At 62.3% G+C, this 20,500-nt stretch carries 19 protein-coding genes; 14 read left to right on the top strand and 5 right to left on the bottom strand.

The features are described 5' to 3' along the window. The first annotated feature begins 38 nt into the window (after nt 1–38). Entirely contained in the window at nt 39–545 is a 507-nt protein-coding gene (locus AC07N8_RS20895; RefSeq protein ID WP_123432303.1) for an RNA polymerase sigma factor, read from the top strand. Beyond that, nucleotides 542–1,294 (top strand): anti-sigma factor family protein, encoded by a 753-nt coding sequence (locus AC07N8_RS20890; RefSeq protein ID WP_483842715.1) that lies wholly within the window; start codon nt 542–544, stop codon nt 1,292–1,294. The genes AC07N8_RS20895 and AC07N8_RS20890 overlap by 4 nt, the downstream gene beginning before the upstream one ends. A gap of 137 nt (nt 1,295–1,431) precedes the next feature. On the opposite strand, the gene AC07N8_RS20885 is transcribed toward AC07N8_RS20890, so the two are convergent. Beyond that, nucleotides 1,432–2,268, bottom strand: a complete 837-nt coding sequence (locus tag AC07N8_RS20885; protein ID WP_493145330.1) for an IclR family transcriptional regulator — start codon at nt 2,266–2,268, stop codon at nt 1,432–1,434. A 242-nt stretch (nt 2,269–2,510) separates the two neighbouring features. Between AC07N8_RS20885 and AC07N8_RS20880 the strand changes: the two genes are divergently transcribed. The 9 genes from AC07N8_RS20880 (at nt 2,511) to AC07N8_RS20840 (ending at nt 11,891) form a co-directional block, all read left to right on the top strand. Continuing rightward, entirely contained in the window at nt 2,511–3,530 is a 1,020-nt protein-coding gene (locus AC07N8_RS20880) for an ABC transporter ATP-binding protein (RefSeq protein WP_493145329.1), read from the top strand. Continuing rightward, nucleotides 3,527–4,396, top strand: a complete 870-nt coding sequence (locus tag AC07N8_RS20875; RefSeq protein WP_493145327.1) for an ABC transporter permease — start codon at nt 3,527–3,529, stop codon at nt 4,394–4,396. Before AC07N8_RS20880 ends, AC07N8_RS20875 begins: the two co-directional genes overlap by 4 nt. Nucleotides 4,397–4,402: 6 nt before the next feature. Continuing rightward, nucleotides 4,403–5,197: an ABC transporter permease gene (locus AC07N8_RS20870; RefSeq protein ID WP_027925045.1), complete on the top strand. Its 795-nt coding sequence runs from the start codon at nt 4,403–4,405 to the stop codon at nt 5,195–5,197. Nucleotides 5,198–5,204: 7 nt separating this feature from the next. Beyond that, nucleotides 5,205–5,495 (top strand): (2Fe-2S)-binding protein, encoded by a 291-nt coding sequence (locus AC07N8_RS20865; RefSeq protein ID WP_027925044.1) that lies wholly within the window; start codon nt 5,205–5,207, stop codon nt 5,493–5,495. A 157-nt stretch (nt 5,496–5,652) separates the two neighbouring features. Beyond that, nucleotides 5,653–7,008 (top strand): FAD/NAD(P)-dependent oxidoreductase, encoded by a 1,356-nt coding sequence (locus AC07N8_RS20860; protein ID WP_493145324.1) that lies wholly within the window; start codon nt 5,653–5,655, stop codon nt 7,006–7,008. Beyond that, nucleotides 7,005–8,120, top strand: coding sequence for an NAD(P)/FAD-dependent oxidoreductase (locus AC07N8_RS20855; RefSeq protein ID WP_483842710.1), 1,116 nt, complete (start codon nt 7,005–7,007; stop codon nt 8,118–8,120). The genes AC07N8_RS20860 and AC07N8_RS20855 overlap by 4 nt, the downstream gene beginning before the upstream one ends. Nucleotides 8,121–8,138: 18 nt before the next feature. Beyond that, a complete protein-coding gene (locus tag AC07N8_RS20850; RefSeq protein ID WP_483842709.1) occupies nt 8,139–9,185 on the top strand; it encodes an ABC transporter substrate-binding protein in 1,047 nt (348 codons plus the stop codon). Nucleotides 9,186–9,366: 181 nt separating this feature from the next. Then, a complete protein-coding gene (gene zapE / locus AC07N8_RS20845; protein WP_493145322.1) occupies nt 9,367–10,497 on the top strand; it encodes a cell division protein ZapE in 1,131 nt (376 codons plus the stop codon). 80 nt (nt 10,498–10,577) lie between these two features. Then, a complete protein-coding gene (locus AC07N8_RS20840) occupies nt 10,578–11,891 on the top strand; it encodes a leucine-rich repeat-containing protein kinase family protein (protein WP_493145320.1) in 1,314 nt (437 codons plus the stop codon). A gap of 127 nt (nt 11,892–12,018) precedes the next feature. Here the strand turns inward: AC07N8_RS20840 and AC07N8_RS20835 are convergent, their stop codons facing one another. Further along, complete coding sequence (locus tag AC07N8_RS20835) at nt 12,019–12,726, bottom strand: YebC/PmpR family DNA-binding transcriptional regulator (protein ID WP_123432313.1); 708 nt, start codon at nt 12,724–12,726, stop codon at nt 12,019–12,021. Between the two features lie 233 nt (nt 12,727–12,959). Between AC07N8_RS20835 and AC07N8_RS20830 the strand changes: the two genes are divergently transcribed. Further along, entirely contained in the window at nt 12,960–14,360 is a 1,401-nt protein-coding gene (locus tag AC07N8_RS20830) for a type VI secretion system Vgr family protein (RefSeq protein ID WP_493145496.1), read from the top strand. Here AC07N8_RS20830 and AC07N8_RS20825 read toward each other — a convergent pair. Together AC07N8_RS20825 and AC07N8_RS20820 are read right to left on the bottom strand one after the other, a co-directional pair. Next, entirely contained in the window at nt 14,357–15,748 is a 1,392-nt protein-coding gene (locus AC07N8_RS20825; RefSeq protein WP_493145318.1) for an FAD-dependent oxidoreductase, read from the bottom strand. The genes AC07N8_RS20830 and AC07N8_RS20825 overlap by 4 nt on opposite strands. Before the next feature lie 69 nt (nt 15,749–15,817). Further along, nucleotides 15,818–17,143: an MFS transporter gene (locus tag AC07N8_RS20820; protein ID WP_493145316.1), complete on the bottom strand. Its 1,326-nt coding sequence runs from the start codon at nt 17,141–17,143 to the stop codon at nt 15,818–15,820. Nucleotides 17,144–17,410: 267 nt separating this feature from the next. On the opposite strand from AC07N8_RS20820, the gene AC07N8_RS20815 reads away from it, so the two are divergent. Beyond that, nucleotides 17,411–18,283: a LysR family transcriptional regulator gene (locus tag AC07N8_RS20815; protein WP_483842704.1), complete on the top strand. Its 873-nt coding sequence runs from the start codon at nt 17,411–17,413 to the stop codon at nt 18,281–18,283. 103 nt (nt 18,284–18,386) lie between these two features. On the opposite strand, the gene AC07N8_RS20810 is transcribed toward AC07N8_RS20815, so the two are convergent. Continuing rightward, entirely contained in the window at nt 18,387–19,247 is an 861-nt protein-coding gene (locus tag AC07N8_RS20810) for a LysR substrate-binding domain-containing protein (RefSeq protein WP_493145315.1), read from the bottom strand. 109 nt (nt 19,248–19,356) lie between these two features. On the opposite strand from AC07N8_RS20810, the gene AC07N8_RS20805 reads away from it, so the two are divergent. After that, nucleotides 19,357–20,466 carry a 2-aminoethylphosphonate--pyruvate transaminase gene (locus tag AC07N8_RS20805; RefSeq protein ID WP_493145314.1) on the top strand — a complete coding sequence of 370 codons (1,110 nt, stop codon included), beginning with the start codon at nt 19,357–19,359 and terminating at the stop codon, nt 20,464–20,466. The last annotated feature ends 34 nt before the right edge of the window (nt 20,467–20,500 follow it).

Below are 20,500 nucleotides of genomic sequence, written 5' to 3'. Positions count from 1 at the left end.
ACTGCCGCCCTTCACTGACTCAGAACCCGCCCTTTCCCATGAACGATATCGACGAACAACTCAGAGAAATCATTCCCAGGCTCCGGCGTTTCGCCGTGTCGCTGACGCGCAATCCCAGCAGCGCCGACGATCTGGTGCAGTCGAGCCTGGAGCGAGCGCTGTCGAGTTGGGCGGACAAACGCCCCGAAGGCGACTTGCGCGCCTGGCTGTTTTCGATACTGTACCGGCAGTTTCTGGATGCCCACCGCCGTTCCCGGCGCTATGCGCGGATGCTCGAATTCTTTACCGGGCGTGATGACGCACAGCCCTCGGTTGAACGCACGGTGATTGCTCAATCGACGCTGCAAGCCTTCGACCGACTCAGCACCGAACAGCGCGCGTTGCTGCTCTGGGTGTCGGTGGAAGGGTTGAGTTATAAAGAGGTCGCCGAGATTCTCGACGTCCCCACCGGCACCGTGATGTCTCGTCTGTCCCGCGCCCGCCAGGCCTTGCGCCAGCTCAGCGACGGCGAAATCACCAGCCCTTCTTTGCGGATACTCAAATGATCAGCATGCCCCCGAGCGAGCGTGACCTGCACGCCTACGTCGATCACCAACTCAACGACGCCGACCGACGTCTGGTGGAAACGTATCTGGCCAGCAACCCGCCAATGGCGGCGCAAGTGCGCGCCTGGCAACACGACGCCCAACAACTGCGCGCAGCCATGAGCGGCGCCCTGCACGACACCGTCAACCCGGACCTCGACCCGGCGCTGATTCGCCAGCGCCTCAAACGCCAGTCACGTCGTCATCTGGCCAGCGCGGCCGTGCTGTTGATTGCCGTCAGCGTGGGAGGATTGAGCGGCTGGCAAGCGCGCCAGATGACCCTGCCCAGTCCCCCGCTGCCGATGACCGATGCGCTGCAGGCTTATCGCCTGTTCGCCCAGCAAGGCATCCTGCCAGCGGACTACAAAGTCAGCGACGATGGCGACATGCAGGGCTGGCTCGATCGTTATTTCACCCGTGCCAATCGCCTGCCGGACCTGTCGAATGCAGGCTTCAAACCGGTCAGCGGCCGTTTGCTCAGCACCGAGCAAGGGCCGGCGGCGATGGTGGTTTACGAGGATCAGGGCGGGCACAAGATCAGCTTCTACGTGCGCCCACCAGGGCCGAAAAACATTTTCCTGCCGCGGGGCAGTCGCAGCGATGGCGAGTTGCAGGCCGAATACTGGTCCGGCAGCGGCTACAACTACGCGATGGTCAGCCCGAGCGACACACCGGCGGCGCAGATGCTCAGGCAGACGGAGCAGTTCTGACCACACCACCGATCAACTGTGGGAGCGAGCCTGCTCGCGAAGAGGCCAGCACATCCAACATTGATGTCGACTGACACTCCGCTTTCGCGAGCAGGCTCGCTCCCACAGGTGGGTCAGCGGTTATCTGGAGATGGTGTTCAGCCCTGTCCAAAAACCTGCGAAGGCCGTCGCAGCAGCGGATCGAACGGATTGATCCGCGGCCCGATCATCGCCGCTTCGCGCTTGAGCATTTCCACCACCGTAGGCAATCGATCCGGACCCAACCGATCACTCACCGTCGCCACACTCAACGCCGCCACCGCCCGCCCCTCTCGATCCAGAATCGGCACCGCCACCCCGGCCATGCCTTGCAGCACCCCGGTATTACGCCCCGCATACCCCAGCGCGCGCACGTTCTCGACCTCCGAGCGCAGGAACACTTCGTCGTACAGATGGAAATCCTTGAGTCGCGGCAAGTTGTAATGGATCACCGTGTCGCGCTCCTCCTCCGGCAGAAAAGCCAGAATCGCCAGGCTGCCCTGCCCCACGCCCAGCGCCACGCGCCCGCCGATATCGCCGGTGAACGTGCGGATCGGAAACGGCCCTTCACTGCGGTCCAGACAAATCGCGTCGAAACCGCTGCGCGCCAGTAAAAACAACGAATCCCCCAACGACGCCGAGAGCCGCAGCAGCGACGGTCGCACCAGTTCGCGCAGGTTGCCGGTATTGCCCGCACGCGCCGCCAAGGCAAAAAAATCCAGGCTCAGGCGGTAGCGTTTGCTGCGCACATCCTGCTCGACCATGCCCTCGTCCATCAGGCTGCGCAACAAACGGTGCGTGGTCGGTTGCGACAAACCGATGCGCTGCGCCAGTTGCGTCACACGTTCCCCGCCCTCGACGGAGTCACCGAGGCTGCGCAGCACCGCAAACAATCGGGAGACCGCACCGACACCGACTTCATTTTTGTTTTCATTCCGATCAGTGGAATCTGACATGTGGTTTCTCGACAATAAATTTACTCACTGAATGAAATCGAAAATAGTCTTCGCTTCAGTGAAATAGGCCATTGAGCCCATCCTAGTCTTCGTCCTAATCTGCGTCCACAGGGGCGATTCGAACAACAGCGGCAGCCGACTCCAGTCGAGCGCCAACGCACCCAGCAAGACCTTTTCGTATCTGCCCATACAAAAAAGCGCGCCTTCGGGTGACGCATAACAATCTCAGGTGGAGCGCAGTCATGGCTTTTGTGCAACTTGAAGGACTCGGCAAACGTTACGGCGAGATCGACGCCGTCGTGGCCACCCACCTCTCGGTGGAAAAAGGCGAGTTCGTGTCGCTGCTCGGTCCGTCCGGGTGCGGCAAGACCACCACCCTGCAAATGATCGCCGGCTTCGTCGAAGTCACCAGCGGTCGCATCCTGCTCGACGGCCGCGACATCACCCACGCCAAACCCGCCAGCCGTGGCCTGGGCGTGGTGTTCCAGAGTTACGCGCTGTTCCCGCACATGACCGTCAAGGACAACGTCGCCTTCGGCCTGCGGATGCGCAAAGTGCCCGCCGCCGAGTTGCAGCAGCGCGTGGCCCGGGTGCTGAAACTGGTGCGCCTGGATCAACACGCCGAGCGCTATCCCCGCGAGCTTTCCGGTGGCCAGCGCCAGCGTGTGGCACTGGCACGGGCCTTGGTGATCGAGCCGCCGGTGCTGCTGCTCGACGAACCGCTGTCCAACCTCGACGCCAACCTGCGCGAAGAAATGCAGTTCGAAATCCGCCGCATCCAGCGCGAAGTCGGGATCACCACGTTGATGGTCACCCACGACCAATCCGAAGCGCTGTCCATCAGCGACCGCGTGGTGGTGATGCAGGCCGGACGCATCACGCAAATCGACGCGCCTTACACCCTCTACGAACATCCGCGCACCGAGTTCATTTCCGGTTTCGTCGGCAAAGCCAACCTGCTGCCCGGCGAGCGTGACAGCGCCGGCGTGGTACAGGTGCGCAGTGGCGGCGACCTGACCCTGAGCCTGCGCCCGGAAAAAATCGACCTGCGCGAACAAGATCACGGGCGTTTGCAAGGCAAGATCGCCAGCCGCTTCTTCCTCGGCAGCCAATGGTTGTACGGCGTCTCAACGGCCCTGGGCGACATCAGCGTGGTGCGCCGCAACGACGGTTCGACGCCGCTGAACGAAGGCACGGCGGTCGGCCTTGATTGGGATGCCAAACTCCTGCGAGTGCTGACGGTCGACGAGGTGTCGGCATGAGTGCGTTGGCCGCCGTTCGCCAGGGACGCCAGGGTTATTTGTTGTCGGCACCGGCCCTGGCGTTGTACATCAGCCTGTTGGCCATTCCGCTACTACTGACGCTGGTGTTGTCGTTCAACGTCTTCGACTACAGCTCGGGGATCAAGGGCGACGCCTACACCCTCAGTCACTACAGCAGCCTGCTGGGCGACCCGTACTTCTACGAAATCTTTCTGCGCACGATGTGGATCAGCGCCCTGACCACCCTGCTGTGTGTGGTGATCGGCGTGCCCGAGGCCTACATCCTCAGCCGCATGGGCGCGCCGTGGCGTTCGATCTTTCTGATCCTGATCCTCACGCCGCTGCTGATTTCGGTGGTGGTGCGGGCGTTCGGCTGGAGCCTGTTGCTCGGCGCCGACGGCCTGGTCAATCAAACCCTGCAGGCTTTCGGCGGTTCGCCGATGAAGCTGTTGTACACGCCGTTTGCGGTGGTAATTGCGCTGGTCCACGTGATGTTGCCGTTCATGATTATTCCGGTCTGGACCTCGCTGCAAAAACTCGACCCGGCCGCCGAACAAGCCGCGATGTCCCTCGGCGCCAGTCACTTCACGGTGATGCGCCAGGTGGTTCTGCCGCAGATCATGCCCGGCGTTCTTTCCGGCACCTTAATCGTGTTCGGCCTGGCCGCCAGCTCATTTGCCATCCCCGGCCTGCTCGGCGGGCGTCGCCTGAAAATGGTCGCGACACTGATCTACGATCAGTACCTGTCGGAGCTGAACTGGCCGATGGGCGCGGCGATTGCCGTGGCGCTGTTGGTGCTCAACCTGCTGATCATGCTGTCGTGGAACCGGATGATCGAAGGCCGCTACAAGAAGTCATTGGGATAACTCGTCATGTCCAAGAACGGTCCTTTCGCCCTGCTGTTTCATGCCCTGGTGGTGCTGTTCATGCTCGCGCCGCTGGTGGTGGTCTGCCTCGTCGCGTTCACCCCGGAAAACACCCTGAGCCTGCCGACCACCGAGTTTTCCCTGCGCTGGTTTCGCGCGGTGTTCGAGCGCGCCGACTTTGTCGATGCGTTCTACAACAGTTTGATCCTGGCGTTCTGCGCCGCCAGCCTGGCGACCCTGATTGCGGTGCCGGCGGCGTTGGCAATCACCCGTTTCGAGTTTCCGGGACGGGACTTTTTCAACGGGCTGTTCCTGTCACCGATCATCATTCCGCATCTGGTATTGGGCGTTGCCTTGCTGCGTCTGTTTGCGCTGATGGGGGTCAACGGCAGCTTTGCGTGGTTGATTTTCGCCCACGTGCTGGTGATCACGCCATACGTACTGCGACTGGTGCTGGCGTCGGCCATTGGCCTGGACCGCAGCGCCGAACATGCCGCGCAATCCCTCGGTGCCGGGCGCTTCACGCTGTTCCGGGAAATCACCTTGCCGATGATTCTGCCGGGCGTTGCGGGGGGCTGGTTGCTGGCGTTCATCAACAGCTTTGATGAGGTCACGCTGTCGATTTTCGTCACCTCGCCGGCCACGCAAACCTTGCCAGTGCGCATGTACGTGTACGCCACCGAATCCATCGATCCGATGATGGCGGCGGTGTCGGCCCTGGTGATCGCGCTGACTGCGCTGACGATGATTCTGCTTGATCGGGTCTACGGCCTTGATCGGGTGCTGGTGGGTAAACAATGAGGGCGCCATGGCTTTGCTGAAACGACTGGCCGAGGGCGACCGCCCGGCCGTGAACTTTACCCTCGACGGCCAACCGGCCAGCGCCCTGCTCGGCGACACCGTGCTGACGGCGGTGCTGACCTGCAGCGAGCACCTGCGCGGCAGCGACTTCAGCGCCGAACCCCGCGCCGGGTTCTGCCTGATGGGCGCGTGCCAGGACTGCTGGGTCCGCCTGGGCGACGGCCGACGCGTACGCGCGTGCTCGACGCTACTTGAGACCGACCACCACATCACCCGCGAACCGGGGCGCTCGTTATGAACACCTTGCCAATCTGCCGCAACCGAATCCCCTGTAGGAGTGAGCCTGCTCGCGATAGCGGAGTGTCAGCCAACATTCATTTTGAATGTACAACCGCCATCGCGAGCAGGCTCGCTCCCACAGGGGTTTTGCAGCAGTCATCTAATGGGTGGTGGGTATGAAGCCGGTAGTCATCATTGGTGCCGGCCCCGCCGGGATTCGGGCGGCGCAGACGCTGGTCGCGCATGGCGTTCGCCCGGTGTTGCTGGATGAAGCCGCGCGCGGTGGCGGGCAGATTTATCGGCGTCAGCCGGCCAACTTCAAGCGTTCGGCGGTCAAGTTGTATGGCTTCGAAGCGCGCAAGGCCAAGGCGCTGCATCAGACCCTCGATACCCTGCGCGAACAGCTCGACTATCGGCCCGACACCCTGGTGTGGAACGCCGAAGCGGATGCGCTCGACACACTGCATGAAGGTCGCGCCGCACGGATCGAGTTCTCCCGCGTGATTGTCGCCACAGGCGCCACCGACCGGATTCTGCCGGTGCAAGGCTGGACACTGCCAGGCGTCTACAGCCTCGGCGCCGCGCAGATTGCCCTGAAATTCCAGGGCTGCGCCATCGGCGAACGCGTGGTGTTCGCCGGCAGCGGCCCATTGCTCTACCTGGTTGCATACCAATACGCCAAGGCCGGTGCGAAGGTGGTCGCGGTGCTCGACAGTTCGCCGTTCAGTGCCCAGGTCCGCGCCCTGCCCGGCTTGCTCTCACAACCGGCGACGCTGGCCAAGGGCATTTATTACCGCAGCTGGCTGACCGCTCACGGCATCCCGGTGCATCAGGGCGCCACCTTGCGAGGCATCGATGGCGAACACCGTGTGCGATCGCTGAACTGGTCCGACGCAAAGGGCGAACACCCACTGGTGTGTGACGCCGTCGCATTCGCCCATGGCTTGCGCAGCGAAACCCAACTCGCCGATTTGCTCGGCTGCGAATTTGCCTGGAACCCGCTCAACCGCGCCTGGCTGCCACAACGTGACAGCACTGGACGCAGCAGTGTCGCCGAGGTGTACCTGGCCGGTGACGGTGCCGGGATCATGGGCGCCGATGCCGCGGAAATGGCCGGAGAACGCGCAGCCTTGGCCGTGCTGGAAGACAGCGGCCACCTGATTGCGCCACAGCGCTGCGTCCAGCTGGAGCAATCGCTCACCCGGATAAACACCTTTCGCAAAGGCTTGGAACAGGCCTTCATTTTCCCCGAACACTGGGCCACCGAAACCGCTGACGACGTGATGATCTGCCGCTGCGAAGAAGTGCGCGCCGGTGACATCCGTCAGGTCGTGCGCGAAGGCCACTGGGAAATCAACCGGGTCAAAGCCCATTGCCGCGCCGGCATGGGCCGCTGCCAGGGGCGGATGTGCGGCGCGGCCACCGCAGAAATCATTGCCAGCGAGAGCCGGCGTGGCGTGTCGCAGATCGGTCGGCTACGTGCACAGGCGCCAGTCAAGCCGCTGCCGTTTGGCCTGGAGGTCGAATCGTGATCGAAGTCGACGCCATCATCATCGGCGGCGGCATTGTCGGTGCCTCGGCCGCCCTGTTTCTGAGCAAAGCCGGACGTCGCGTGGCGTTGCTGGAGCGGGACTTTTGCGGTTCACACTCCAGCGGCGTGAACTATGGCGGCGTGCGACGACAGGGTCGGCCGCTGTCACAACTGCCCTTGTCACAACGGGCGCACGAGATCTGGGGACAACTGCCACAGTTGATTGGCATTGACGGCGAATATCAACGCAGCGGCCATTTGAAGCTCGCCCGCAGCCTCGACGACTTGCGCGCCTTGCAGGATTACGCCGCCAGCAGCCAGGGTTTCGGCCTCGACTTGCAGGTGCTGGATCGCACTGAATTACGCGCACGTTTCCCTTGGGTCGGCGATGTCGCCGTCGGTGCTTCATATTGCCCCGACGATGGCCACGCCAACCCGCGATTGGTTTCCCCCGCCTTCGCCCACGCCGCGCGGCGCCACGGCGCACAGGTGCATGAACAGTGCGCCGTGACTGCGGTGGAGCACGACGGCCAGCGCTTTCGCGTCAACACTCAAAACGGCTTGGAACTGCACGCGCCGTGGCTGCTGAACTGCGCTGGCGCCTGGGCCGGCCGCCTCGCCGAACAGTTCGGCGAAGCGGTGCCCATGCACGCCGGGCACCCGGCGATGCTGGTCACCGAACCGTTACCGCTGGTGATGAACGCCAGCACCGGCGTCGAAGGCGGTGGCATTTATGCCCGTCAGGTCGCCCGCGGTAATTGCGTGCTCGGCGGTGGCCAGGGGTTTGCCCTCGACGCGGCCCGCGCACGGCCCGGTCAGCAGGCGGTGATCGAAATCCTGCGCCAGGCCGTCGAGCTCTATCCGTTTCTTGAAGGCGCCCAGGCGATTCGCACCTGGAGCGGCACCGAAGGTTATCTGCCCGACCGCCAGCCGGTGATCGGGCACAGCAGCACTCAACCCGGTCTGTTGCACGCGTTCGGCTTTGCCGGCGCGGGTTTCCAGATCGGGCCCGCGGTGGGCCAGGCGCTCACCGAGATCATCTGCAACGGCGCCCCGTCGACGTCGCTGGATGCGTTTTCCATCACCCGGTTTCACTCCGTTTCCGTAGCTTGATAGAGGAAGGTCGCGCCAATGAACCAGTTCAAACGCACTGCACTGCTCGGATTTTCATGCCTGAGCGCCCTGTTCACGGTGACCCAGGCTCACGCCGAGCCGACGCTTTACCTGGGCATGAACGGCGGGACCATGGAGCGGCTGTACGCCGACAAGGTGTTGCCGGTTTTCGAAAAAGCCAACAACGTCAAAGTGGTCATCGTGCCCGGTACCTCTGCCGACATCCTGGCCAAGGTCCAGGCCAGCAAAGGCAACCCGCAATTGCACGTGATGTTCCTGGATGACGGCATCATGTACCGCGCCATCGCCATGGGCCTGTGCGACAAGCTTGAGGACAGCCCGACCCTGGCGCAGATTCCCGCCAAGGGCCGGATCAAGGATCAGGCCGTGGCAGTCAGCCTCGGCGTCACCGGGCTGGCGTACAACACCCGGTTGTTCAAGGAGAAAGGCTGGAGCGCACCGACGTCGTGGATGGACATGGCCGACCCGCGTTTCAAGGACAAACTGGTGTTCCAGTCGATGGCCTCGTCGACCTTCGGCCTGCACGGTTTCCTGATGTTCAACCGCATTCAGGGCGGCAGCGAAACCGACGTCGAGCCGGGTTTCAAGGCCTGGCCAAACACCGTCGGACGCAACGTGCTGGAATACATTCCGAGCTCGGCGAAAATTTCCGAAATGCTCCAGACCGACGAAGCCGCGCTGTTCCCGTTGACCCCGACTCAGGTCACTGCGCTGAAACTCAAAGGCATGCCGGTCGAATACGCACAACCGAAGGAAGGCGCCGTGGTGCTCAACGTCGCGGAGTGCGCCATCGCCAACAACACCCAGCCGGAACTGGCACAAAAACTCGCCGCGTTCTTGCTGACACCTGAAGCGCAAGCCGCTGCACTGGAAGACGGCGACCAGATCCCGTCCAACCCGAACACCCCGACCACCGACAAGACGCGCGGCCAGGTCGAGGCGATGAAGCAGTACCTGGAAACAGCGATTGCCATCGATTGGGACCAGGTCAACGAACAGCGTCCGGCGTGGAACGCACGCTGGAATCGCAGCATTGAACGCTAGATAACTAACGAAACCACTGTGGCGAGGGAGCTTGCTCCCTCGCCACAACAGCCCTGCCGACTCTGACATCCCGTTGAATCCGTTTCACCCGTCGACATGACTGGATGGGCAATTACCCATCTGGTTACACTACGCCGCCGCTGCTCGGGGAGCCGGCTGACGACTTCGGGGTGACATGACAATGGCTGCTCGACCGCCCAACCGTTCGCGACTGACACCACGCTTTCTTTCCTTGCGCAGCCTTTTCGGCAAGGCACTTGCCGCGCCTGCCAACGGAATGGCCGCGGGTAAAGCCGTCCACGATTACTTCCGCCAGAAAGCCCATGCCCAGGGCTACACCCTCAGTCACAGCCAGCAACGCGTGATCGACTGCATGGCGCAACACGCCACGGCCCTGCTCGGCGCGTCGACGAAAACGCTCCCCGGTCTTTACCTGCATGGCGCAGTCGGACGCGGCAAAAGCTGGTTGCTCGACGGCTTTTTCCAGGCGATTGCTGTCGAGCAAAAGCAGCGACTGCACTTCCACGAATTTTTTGCCCGCTTGCATCAGGGCATGTTCACCCACCGCGATCAGCCCGATGCGCTGGCAGCCACCCTCGACGACCTGCTGAGCGATTGCCGGGTGCTGTGTTTCGACGAGTTTCACGTCCATGACATCGGCGATGCGATGCTCATCACGCGGCTGTTCAAGGCGCTATTCCGTCGCGGCATCCTGCTGCTGGTGACGTCCAATTATCCGCCGGAAGGTTTGCTGCCCAACCCGCTCTACCACGCGCGTTTCAAGCCGGTCATCGACCTGATCCACGCGCGCATGCAAGTGATGGAAGTCGGTGGCCCGCATGACTACCGCAGTCAGGCCAGGACCCACGCGCAGCAGGTGTTTACCCAAGGCCGGTATGTCTGGCCGGGCAGCACGGCGCAACGTCAGGCGCTGAACCTGCCCGAACGCGTCTGCCCACCCTTGCAACTGGCGGTCGGCACTCGGCACCTTCAAGCGCAACACTGCGCAGAACGGACTATCGGCTTCACCTTTGACGATCTGTGCGAACACCCCACGGCCGTCATGGATTACCTGGAGCTGTGCCGGCGCTTCGATCACTGGATCATCGACGAACTGCCCAACCTCGCCGACTGTTCGATTGCCGCACAGCAGCGGTTTATCAACCTGATCGACGTTCTATACGATCAGGACAAACAACTGACGCTGCTCGGCCAGCAATCGTTGCGCGAAAGCCTGGGCGGCGATGCCATCGATCTGGCACGTACGCGCAGCCGCTTGGGCCAGTTGCTCGAAGTGCGCGCACCGACCTGACAGGCAAGCCACCTTTACCGTTATCATGTCGCCCATTTCCAGGCCTCCGCGCCTTCCCCTGATCAATAGCGAACCCGCCCATGGATACCCTCGCCCAACTGCGCGCCGGCCAATTGACTGGTATCACTCGCCTGGACCTGGCCTGCGGCCTGACAGAATTCCCGCGGGAAATTTTCGACCTCGCGGACTCGCTGGAAGTGCTCAACCTCAGCGGCAACGCCTTGCGCAGCCTGCCGGATGACCTGCATCGCCTGACCCGTTTACGCGTGCTGTTCTGTTCGGACAATCTGTTCACCGAACTGCCAGCGTGCCTGGGCCAATGCGCCGCGCTGACGATGATCGGCTTCCGGTCCAATGCCATCGAAACGGTCCCCGCCGCGGCGCTGCCGCCGTTGCTGCGCTGGTTGATCCTGACTGACAACCACATCGCTGAGCTGCCCAGCGAACTGGGCGACCGCCCGAACCTGCAAAAACTCATGCTCGCCGGCAACCGCTTGCAGCGCCTGCCTCGCAGCCTGAGCCAGTGCCATCGACTCGAGCTGATCCGCATCGCCGCCAATCAGTTCAAGGAACTGCCCGAATGGCTGCTGGCCCTGCCCAGCCTGACGTGGCTGGCGTATGCCGGTAATCCGCTGGAAACCGAAGCGGATGCCGCCGCACTGGAAGCCACTCCGCGGATTCCCTGGGAGCAATTGCACCTGGAGCAGCAGTTGGGCGAAGGCGCTTCGGGGGTGATTCATCGGGCCACCTGGACGCAACCGGGGCAACCGGCCACGCAGGTCGCGGTCAAGCTCTACAAGGGTGAAATGACCAGCGATGGTTCACCCCTGCACGAAATGAACGCCTGCATCACCGCCGGCCTTCACCCGAACCTGATCCGCGTCGAAGGCCGAATCGTCGATCATCCCGAGCAGCAGGCCGGGCTGGTCATGCAACTGATCGATCCGAGTTACCGCAACCTCGCCGCGCTGCCGAGCCTGGCGTCGTGCACGCGGGACGTCTACACCGATGACACCCGCTTCAGCGCCGGCGTCGCATTGCGCATCGCCCATGGCGTCGCCTCGGTGGCCAGGCATTTGCACCAGCACGGCATCACCCACGGCGACCTCTACGGCCACAACATCTTGTGGAACGAGGACGGTGATTGCCTGCTGGGGGATTTTGGCGCGGCGTCTTTCCACTCGACCTGCGACAGCCCAGAAAGCCGGGCGCTGCAACGCATCGAGGTGCGGGCGTTTGGGGTGTTGCTGGGGGAATTGCTGGAGCGCATCGACTCGGGGTTGAGCGATGTGGCGCGCGAGGAGCTGGAGGTTTTGCAGGAGCGCTGCTGTCACGCTGAGGTGCTGAAGCGGCCGGGGTTTGGCGAGATTTTGCGGGAACTTCAAGATAGGTGACCGCTGCGCGGTCAATCGTCGGAACGCCGCCCGGAGACAGGCTCGCTCCCACATTGGATCTGTGTATGACGGAGATCCAATGTAGGAGCGAGCTTGCTCGCGATAGCGGTGTCACTAAAGAAACAAATTACCCAGCCAGACCGACAAACATATCCTGCACATCATCATGGTTGTCGAGCCCTTCCAGGAACGCTTCCACCTCAGCCATCTGCTCATCGCTCAAACCGCTGACCGGGTTCTTCGGCTGGTAGCCCAGTTTCGCCGCCAACACCGTGAAACCTTGCTCCGGCAGTGCTTTTTGCACCGCGTCCAGGTCCGCAGGTTCGGTCAGGAACAGGGTCGTGCCCTCTTCTTCACCCGGTTCAAAATCCTGGGCACCGGCTTCAATCGCCGCCATTTCCGGGTCGGCGTCCGGGCTGTCCGGGGACGCTTCGATCATGCCGACATGGTTGAAGTCCCATGCCACGGAACCGGAAGCGCCCAATTGGCCCTTACGGAACGCCACGCGGATTTCTGCCACGGTGCGGTTGATGTTGTCGGTCACGCATTCAACGATCAGCGGCACTTGATGCGGGGCGAAGCCTTCGTAAGTCACGCGATGGTATTGCACGGTTTCGCCCAGCAGGCCCGCGCCCTTCTTGATCGCGCGATCAAGGGTTTCCTTGGGCATCGAGGCTTTCTTGGCCTGTTCAACCACAAGTCGCAGGTGTGCGTTGGTGGCGGTATCGGCGCCGTTGCGCGCAGCAATGGTGATTTCTTTCACCAGTTTGCCGAAAATCTTGCCCTTGGCGTTGGATGCCGCTTCTTTGTGTTTAACCTTCCACTGTGCGCCCATTACTCACTCTCTTGATCTGTGGCGCCGAGACATCTATTGGCCGACGCATTGCGCAAGTTTATACGGCCTAAAGTTGGCAATCGACCAAAAAATGCGGACGGATCCACCGGCTTCACGCATCGACATTTTCGCCAGCACTCGTAGGGCGATTCTGAAACAGCGATTTGCGGTGACCATTGAGGGGCGCGGTTTCGTACCCTTCGCTTCCGGAATCCATGGCAGAAGCGCACTCGATGCACAACGACAAGGAAAGTCTCTCCACCCTGACCCTCCTCGACAGCGGTTTAAGCCTGCAGGTGTTGCGATTCAGTGGTACCGAAGGCCTGAACCGGCCCTACCGGTTCGACATTGAAGTGATTGGCCTGGCACCGGCGATGAACCTCGATCCGTTGCTGCAGCAACCGGCCCTTCTGACGATGGGCGATGGCATTGCCGTTCACGGCATTCTTCACAGCGCCAGCCGTGAACACCGCGGCCCGCATTGCATCGGCTATCACCTGGTGTTGGTGCCTTACCTGCAAACCCTCGACCGTCACCGCTGTCGTCGGGTGTTTCATCACCTCAGCGTGCCGGCCATCCTGCGTCAATTGTTCCTGGAGCATGCGCTGCCCGAGGACAGCTATCGCCTGGAACTGGCCACCGTGCACTACCCGCCCCGGCCGTTTTGCATTCAATACGAAGAGTCCGACCTGACACTGATGCAGCGACTCTGCGAAGAAGAAGGCATCCACTATCACTTCGAGCAGCGGTGTGACGGGCATGTGCTGGTGCTGGCGGATGACAGTCAGGCATTCCCCCAGGAGCCTCTCGTGCTGCCCTTTCAAGAGGATGCGCTCAGCGAGACTTCTTTACCGGTGATCAGCGAGCTGTCCCAACGTCACAATGCGCGCGCCCTGCCCGCCCGCCGCGCTGCCAACCATCGCGGATTTCAGGCATCGGGTGACGGCGCCGCCAACCATGCCTTCGCCAAGACATCCCCCTTCACCGGTCGCCCCGCCCCCGAGCAGGCGCACTGCGAACAGCTCAGTCGGCGGTCACTGGAGCGCCTGCGCTGCCAGCATCGACAGATTGAAGGGCAAAGCAATCACGCCGGCTTGCGCAGCGGCAGCATCGTGCAAGTGATGGAACATCCGCTGTCCGGTTTCAACGATCAGTGGCTGATCACCGACGTCCAGCACGGCGGGCAACAGCCTTCAATCCTCGCCGAGCAACGTCCGCGTCGCTACAGCAATCAGTTCACCGCCATCCCCTGGTCAACGGAGTTCAGGCCCGCGCTCGCGCAACCCCGGCCGAGCATTCCGGGCTATCAGACGGCATTGGTGCTGGGCGTCGCCGGGCAACCGGCAGTGCTGGATGAGCAACATCGAATCCACGTACGGTTGTGGCCAGCACTGCAAGAGGATGCGGATGAACCCAGCGGCCTGTGGCTTCCCGTAGCCTTCGCCACACCAGAGCGCGGGATTGATCCCTCCAGCCTGCCCCTCGCAGGCTCCGAAGTGCTGATCAGCTTTCTCGACAGCGACCCGGATCGCCCGGTGTTGTGCGCCACTGTCTTCAACCCGACCAAGCCTCGCGCCGCCTATCGACCCCGCAGCGATGGCCGGTTGCTGCTCGACTGGCTGATCAATCGCTAGCCCTTGTCCGCCTTGCCGGCCGCTGCGGCAAATTTGGCCAGGCGCACGTCCAGGTGCCGTGGCCGGCGGCCGTGATCTTCGGCGCGCTCCTTGCGGCGGATGGCGTTGCGCACCATCAGGGAGCCGAGGTAACGAATCGGCTCCGGTGGAAAGAAACCCAAGGGACCGTTCACCAGCGGCGAACGGGTCCAGGCGTTGTCCAGCCCCAGCACCATCGAGGCCAGAATCTGACCGCCCATGTGGCACGGGCCAACACCGCTGCCGGAATAACCGAACCCGTAGAACACATTCCCGCTGGCGCTCATCTGGCCAAAGAACGGCAGACCGGTGACCGAGCGATCCGACGGACCATTCCAGGTCGCCTCGACCTTGGCGTCGGCAAATGCAGGAAAGAATGCGTTCAGGCTGTCTTTCAACAACCCGGCGTATGGCGACGGCTGATCAAACACCGGCAACATCCGCCCGCCATAGGCGAAGGTGTTGCCGCCCTTGCCGAGCATGATTCGCCCGTCCGGGGTGTTGTGGTAGTAGTGCACGAAAATCCGCGAATCGAGCACCGTGACGCCGCTGGTCAGGCCGATTTCGTTGAGCAGATCAGGCCGCGGTTCGGTGATCAGCATGTCGCTGGAAACAATCGCCACGCTGCGTTCGAACTGCGGGAACGCCCGGGCCATCCAGGCGTTCATCGCCAACACCACGCGGTCTGCGCGAACGGTGCCGTGGCGGGTTTGAATGCCCGCTGGCTTGCCCCCCTCCAGCCCGGTCATCGCGGTGTTTTCGTAAATCTTCACGCCCAACTGCAACGCCACTTGCCGCAAGCCGCGCACCAGTTTTCCGGGCTGCACACTGGCCGCCGCCGGGGAAAACCAGCCCTCAAGATGCTTGCTGGAACCGGCCATGCGTTGCACGTCAGCGACCGGGCGCTGGGTAAACGAGTTGATGCCGTTGCGCTCCAGTGCGGCAATCACCGCATCGGTCGAGCCGCACTGGGCCTGATTGGTCGCGGTGTAGAGCGTGCCATCGAGACGGTAATCGGCCTCAACGCCGTACTGTTCGCAGAAGGTGCCAATCGCGTAAATGCTGCGCTCGGATTCCTTGACCAGGCGCACGGCTTCTTCGACGCCGAACAACCGCTCCAGAGTGAAATACTTGGCCGACCACGACAACGCACAACCGCCGTTGCGGCCACTGGCGCCAGCACCGCAGATGTCGGCCTCGATCAGCACCACATCCAGTTCCGGGTTCTGCTCCTTGAGCATGATCGCCGTCCACAAACCGGTGTAGCCGCCACCGACGATGCACACGTCTGCACGGGCATCGCCGTCCAGCGCCGGACAGGCGTCGGACGTATCAGCCTTTAAGGCCTGGTCCAGCCAAAAGGGTCTCATGGGGAAATCTCCAGTCAGAAGCCCACACGCAAGCCCGCCGCCAATGCAGCAGGCTGCGAGGGACAGGGGTCAGGTACGCAGGGGTTTGATCGCCATCGCCCGATTGGGCACGAAGGGGTAGTTAACACGTAGGCCAGCCGGGCGGCTGTTCCAGTGGGGGATCAACACCAGGGCCGAGAACAAGGCGCAGCCGGCGAAGACGATGAACACGGTGACCGAGTCGAAGTAGCCCGGCAGCAATCCGCCGAGAATCGCCCCGACCGAACCGCAACCGTTGACGAAACCCGCCGCCGTCGCACCGGCCTTGGCGGTGCCGAAATCAATCGCTGCCGCGCCGCTGATCATCGAATCCGGCCCGTACAAGGTCAGGCCCATGACAAACAACAGCACGACCACCAGCAAGACGCTGCCGGTGTGCAGGGCGCCCATGAACAAGGCCAGGGTCACGGTCAGCGCCAACAGGCTGAGGACGCAGGCCGGCATGCGGCGGGCCCCGAACACTTTGTCCGAGGCCAGACCGAGCAGGATCGGCCCGAGCAGCCCGGCCAGTTCAAACGCGGTCGGGATGATCGCTGCGCCAACCTTGCCCACCGTCGGCATTTGCTCGAACACGATCACCGGGCCCCACAGCAGAATTGCGTAACGCGCCGGTTTCAGCAGAAAGTACGCCAGGCCCAGCACCAGCACCGTGCGGTTGCGCAGGATTTCCTTCAAGGGTTCCAGAATGCTGATCTTGCTTTGGGCGTCAGCCTCTTCAGCGGTCAACTCGGGTTCGATGTCCACCGCCGGCAGGCCGACGTCTTGCGGTGTGTTGCGTTGAAAAATAAAAAACAGCACGGCGACCAGCCCAACCACCGCCGCACTGGAAATGAACGCCGCATGCCAGGTACCGATCAGCGTATACGCCCACCAGCCTGCAAACGGCGATGCCACCAGCCCACCAAAGGCATAGCAGGAACTCCATAACCCCAGCACTCTGCCGCGCTGTTGCGCAGGGAAGAAACTGCCGAGGTTTTTGCACAGTCCGGACCAGCCGGTGGACTGCGCCAACCCTTGAATCAACATGCAGGTCGCGAAGATCGGCAGTGTCGCGTAAGTGCCCATCACCAGCGCCGCTGCCGCCGAAATCAGTAACCCGCCGAGCACCACGACCCGTGGGCCAAAGCGGTCGGCGAGCATGCCCCAGGTGAACTGCCCGAGGGCGTACGCCGCCAGGTAGATCGCGTCGAGGTTGGCCATGGCCATTTTGTCGAGCATGAAGGTGGGGTCTTCGGCGATCCCCAGTTTCGCCACGGAAAACGCTTTGCGGGTGAAGTAGAAAGCGGCGTAGGCGAGCCAGGTGATCGCGAAGATCTGCACGCGCCAGCGCTTGATGGTGCCGATGGGATTGTTCATTGTGGTTCTGACCTCAGGGTGTGAGTGTGCCGGCAGAATTGGTAGAAAACGCCTGTGTTTTTATTGTTGAGCACTGCGGTATCGCGGATTCCCTGTGGCGATACCGGTCAGATGAGTCCTGCTGTTGCACGCACAGGCTCATGGCCACCGCTGCTGTTCGACTGAGCAGTCACCGGGGCTGAGGTGGATAAAAACAATTACTGATTAATAAGTGAAATCGATTTATCGTATTTCCAAAATAAGCTCAGCTTGTTACTGGAGGTTTCGATGTCGGTTTCCCACGCCCAACTCAAAGCCTTCCACGCCGTGGCCGTTCACGGAAGCTTTACCAAAGCCGCCGAGCGGCTATTCCTCACGCAACCGGCGATTTCCGACCAGGTGCGCAAACTCGAAGAACGCTTCGGCGTGTTGCTGTTCCATCGCAACAAACGCTCGGTGCGCCTGACGGATCTGGGCGAGCGCTTGCTCGCCATCACGCAGCGGCTGTTCGTGATCGAGGCCGAAGCTCAGGAGCTGCTGCAGGACTCCCAGGCCTTGCAGACCGGCAGCCTGATCCTCGCGGTGGATGCGCCGGTGCATGTGCTGCCGCAGATCGCGCGGTTCTGCGAACGTTATCCGGGCATCAGCGTGAAGATTGAAACCGGCAACACCGATGAGTCGTTGTTTCGTCTGTTCAACTATCAGGCCGACCTCGCGTTGCTGGGCCGGGATGTCAGTGATGAACGGCTGATCTCGCTACCCCTGCGCAATGACCCGATGGTGGCGTTTGTTTCACGCCATCATCCGTGGGCGGATCGCGAATCGATCTGTCTTGCGGACCTGGATGACACGCCGTTGGTATTGCGGGAAATCGGTTCGGTGACACGCCAGACACTGGAAGAGGAAATGGCCCGGGCCGGGTTTCGCATTCGCCCGGCGATTCAGGTGGAAGGACGGGAAGCGGCGCGGGAAGCGGTGGTGGTCGGGATTGGGGTTGGCGTAGTTTCAGCCGCCGAGTTCGGTGCCGACTCAAGGGTTTGCGCGTTGCCGATTACTGATTGCACACGGCGGCTGACGGAGACGCTGGTGTGCTTGCGCGAGCAGAGTTCGCGACGGGTGGTGGCGACGTTTCTGGCGATGGTTCGCGAGAGTCTGGTGTAGGCGAGTCTGGCCCCTTCGCGAGCAGGCTCGCTCCCACAGGGGTTAGGTGAACGCCACAAATCCAGTGTGGGAGCGAGCCTGCTCGCGAAGGCCGCACCTCGGTCTAACTGACCGGCGCCAACTGAAAAAACGCCTGAATCAACCTCAAATCCCGCCGCCGCTCCATGCACCCGATCATGTGCCGGTTCACCAGCCCCTCACCCACAATCGGCACCGCCGCCACCCGAGGGTCATGGCTGACTTCCACCGACGACACCACGCCCACCCCCAACTCCGCCGCCACCGCCTCGGTCACCGCTTCACGACTGTCCAGCTCCAGCAACACCCGTGGACTGACCTTCGCCTGATCGCAGGCCTGATCGAACGTGCGTCGGGTGATCGAGCTCGGCTCACGCAACACCATGATCACCTGATCCAGTTCCTTGAGCTTCACGCGGGATGCCTTCGCCCAAAGATGACTTTGCGGCACCAACGCGCAAATCCGTGATTCGCTCAGCGCCTGCAAATGCAGGCCCTTGCGCGGTTCAACCTCGGTCAACACCGCCACGTCGGCGTGCTCGGACAACAACGCTGCCAGGGTTTCCTGGGCATTGCCCAGCCGCAGGTTCACGGTGATCCCCGGATAACGCGCGCGCAGGCTGGCCAACATCGGCATGACCATGTGCGGCCCGTCTGCCGCCACCTCCAGGCGCCCGGTCAGCAACTGCCGGTTCGCTTCGAGCATCACCTGCGCCTCTTCCGCCAGGCCGAACATGGCCCGGGTAATCGCCGCCAGTTTGGTGCCCTCCTCAGTCAGCTCCACCCGTCGTGCGGTACGGCGCAACAAGGTGATCTGGTAATGCTCTTCCAGGGCCTTGATGTGCCCGGTCACTGCCGGCTGACTGATGAACAACCGCTCCGCGGCGCGGGTGAAGCTGCCCTCGCGGGCCACGGCATCAAAGGCCCGAAGCTGGAACAGGTTCATGAATAACTCTCACTGATGGCTGGCATAACAACAAACAATTTGATTGATAGCACGGCAAATTGCAATTTATGTCCCGTAGCTTCATCCCATCGAATGCGAGGACACGAGAATGAGTACTGCCGAACCCATCCTGCTCACCCCCGGCCCACTGACCACATCGGCCCGCACCCGTCAGGCGATGATGGTCGACTGGGGTTCATGGGATGACCGCTTCAATCAACTGACCGCCAGCCTCTGCGAGCAACTGCTGGCGATCATCAACGGCGGCGCCAGCCACCACTGCGTGCCCCTGCAAGGCAGCGGCACCTTCGCGGTCGAGGCAGCGATCGGCACACTGGTGCCCCGTGATGGCAAAGTATTGGTGCTGATCAATGGCGCCTACGGCAAACGCCTGGCGAAAATCTGCGAAGTGCTCGGTCGCTCCTTCAGCACCTTCGAAACCGCTGAAGACGAACCGACCACCGCCGCCGACGTCGACCGCCTGCTGCACGCCGACACCAGCATCACCCACGTCGCACTGATTCACTGCGAAACCAGCACCGGCATCCTCAATCCGCTGCCGGAAATCGCCAACGTCATTGCGCAACACGGCAAGCGCTTGATCATCGACGCCATGAGTTCGTTCGGCGCCCTGCCGGTGGATGCGCAACAGGTGCCGTTCGACGCCCTGATCGCCGCGTCGGGCAAATGCCTGGAAGGCGTACCGGGCATGGGCTTCGTCTTCGCTCGCAAAGAGTCGTTGGCCAACGCCGCCGGCAACTCGCACTCGCTGGCGATGGACCTGTTCGACCAGCACACCTACATGGCCAAGACCGGTCAATGGCGCTTCACCCCGCCGACCCACGTGGTCGCGGCGCTGCACGAAGCCTTGCTGCAATACAACGAAGAAGGTGGCTTGCCGGCGCGGCATCAGCGCTACGCCGACAACTGCAGAGTGTTGCTGGAAGACATGGCCCAACTGGGCCTGCGCAGCTTCCTGCCCGCCGCGATTCAGGCGCCGATCATCGTCACGTTCCACGCACCGAAAGATCCGCGCTACCAGTTCAAGGAGTTCTACGAACGGGTCAAGGCCAAGGGTTTCATCCTCTACCCAGGCAAATTGACCCAGGTTGAAACCTTCCGCGTCGGCTGCATCGGTCACGTCAACCAGGCCGAGATGCACGCGGCCGTGGCGGCGGTTGCCGAAGTATTGCGCGAGATGGAAGTGTTAGAGATCTAAACCACACCACCTTCCCCTGTGGGAGCGAGCCTGC

This window comes from Pseudomonas sp. GW821-FHT10C09 (assembly GCF_059415465.1).
The sequence above is the reverse complement of the archived record's forward strand: the minus strand, read 5'-3'. Positions and strand labels throughout refer to the sequence as shown.

Coding starts and splice junctions, on each gene's coding strand:
- AC07N8_RS20835 (WP_123432313.1), bottom strand. CDS start 12,726: ATGGGCGCACAGTGGAAGGTTAAACACAAAGAAGCGGCATCCAACGCC.
- zapE (WP_493145322.1), top strand. CDS start 9,367: ATGGCTGCTCGACCGCCCAACCGTTCGCGACTGACACCACGCTTTCTT.
- AC07N8_RS20825 (WP_493145318.1), bottom strand. CDS start 15,748: ATGAGACCCTTTTGGCTGGACCAGGCCTTAAAGGCTGATACGTCCGAC.
- AC07N8_RS20890 (WP_483842715.1), top strand. CDS start 542: ATGATCAGCATGCCCCCGAGCGAGCGTGACCTGCACGCCTACGTCGAT.
- AC07N8_RS20860 (WP_493145324.1), top strand. CDS start 5,653: ATGAAGCCGGTAGTCATCATTGGTGCCGGCCCCGCCGGGATTCGGGCG.
- AC07N8_RS20870 (WP_027925045.1), top strand. CDS start 4,403: ATGTCCAAGAACGGTCCTTTCGCCCTGCTGTTTCATGCCCTGGTGGTG.
- AC07N8_RS20875 (WP_493145327.1), top strand. CDS start 3,527: ATGAGTGCGTTGGCCGCCGTTCGCCAGGGACGCCAGGGTTATTTGTTG.
- AC07N8_RS20815 (WP_483842704.1), top strand. CDS start 17,411: ATGTCGGTTTCCCACGCCCAACTCAAAGCCTTCCACGCCGTGGCCGTT.
- AC07N8_RS20880 (WP_493145329.1), top strand. CDS start 2,511: ATGGCTTTTGTGCAACTTGAAGGACTCGGCAAACGTTACGGCGAGATC.
- AC07N8_RS20885 (WP_493145330.1), bottom strand. CDS start 2,268: ATGTCAGATTCCACTGATCGGAATGAAAACAAAAATGAAGTCGGTGTC.
- AC07N8_RS20805 (WP_493145314.1), top strand. CDS start 19,357: ATGAGTACTGCCGAACCCATCCTGCTCACCCCCGGCCCACTGACCACA.
- AC07N8_RS20810 (WP_493145315.1), bottom strand. CDS start 19,247: ATGAACCTGTTCCAGCTTCGGGCCTTTGATGCCGTGGCCCGCGAGGGC.
- AC07N8_RS20830 (WP_493145496.1), top strand. CDS start 12,960: ATGCACAACGACAAGGAAAGTCTCTCCACCCTGACCCTCCTCGACAGC.
- AC07N8_RS20840 (WP_493145320.1), top strand. CDS start 10,578: ATGGATACCCTCGCCCAACTGCGCGCCGGCCAATTGACTGGTATCACT.
- AC07N8_RS20895 (WP_123432303.1), top strand. CDS start 39: ATGAACGATATCGACGAACAACTCAGAGAAATCATTCCCAGGCTCCGG.
- AC07N8_RS20865 (WP_027925044.1), top strand. CDS start 5,205: ATGGCTTTGCTGAAACGACTGGCCGAGGGCGACCGCCCGGCCGTGAAC.
- AC07N8_RS20850 (WP_483842709.1), top strand. CDS start 8,139: ATGAACCAGTTCAAACGCACTGCACTGCTCGGATTTTCATGCCTGAGC.
- AC07N8_RS20820 (WP_493145316.1), bottom strand. CDS start 17,143: ATGAACAATCCCATCGGCACCATCAAGCGCTGGCGCGTGCAGATCTTC.